Source organism: Kitasatospora nipponensis, assembly GCF_039528135.1.
Taxonomy (GTDB): Bacteria; Actinomycetota; Actinomycetes; order Streptomycetales; family Streptomycetaceae; genus Kitasatospora; species Kitasatospora nipponensis.
The window spans coordinates 1-569 of record NZ_BAAALF010000975.1 but is presented as its reverse complement, the minus strand read 5'-3'; the positions used below and the strand labels follow the sequence as shown (position 1 = coordinate 569).

General features: G+C 74.0%; 1 protein-coding gene and 1 pseudogene. Both read left to right on the top strand.

All coding sequences use genetic code 11. The annotated features are described in order from the left end of the window. A pseudogene (locus ABD323_RS44405) lies at nucleotides 1-185 on the top strand (alpha/beta hydrolase); the annotation flags it as partial. Continuing rightward, nucleotides 182-569, top strand: a 388-nt coding sequence (locus tag ABD323_RS44400) for a lipocalin-like domain-containing protein (protein ID WP_344447656.1), incomplete at its 3' end; no start/stop codon positions are given. The pseudogene ABD323_RS44405 and the gene ABD323_RS44400, both read left to right, overlap by 4 nt.

Below are 569 nucleotides of genomic sequence, written 5' to 3'. Positions count from 1 at the left end.
AGCAGGCCGTGGCCCGGCTGCGGTCCCGGCTGAGCGCGTCACCCCGGGTCGTGATCGACCACCAACCCGACGCGGGCCACAACATCAGCCTCGGCTGGACGGCCCGCGCGTACCACCTGAGGACGCTCGGCTTCGTGGAGGAGTGCGCGGCCCGCAGGGCAGCCGGAAAGGAGCACCGAACATGACACAGGACATCGTCGGGGTGTGGCACCTGGAGGCCTTCCACGACCTGGACGAGGCGGGGCGGCCCGTGGGCGAAGGCCCGCTGGGCCCCTCGCCCGAGGGAATGCTGGTTTACACGGCCGACGGCCACGTCTCGGTGAGCATGATGCCGACGACACCGGGGCCCGGCCCGTCCTACATGGGGTACGCGGGTGGGTGGTGGGTGGCCCACGGCGAGGTCGTGCACCGGATCCGGATCTCCTCGCGGGCCGACTGGGTCGGCGTCGAGCAGACCCGGGACGCCCGGCTCGACGGCGACCTGCTCACCGTCCGGGCCACCCGGGAGGTCGACGCGCGGCAGCAGCGTCGGGTGCTCGTGTGGCGCCGGGCCGGGCAGGCCGGAGCGG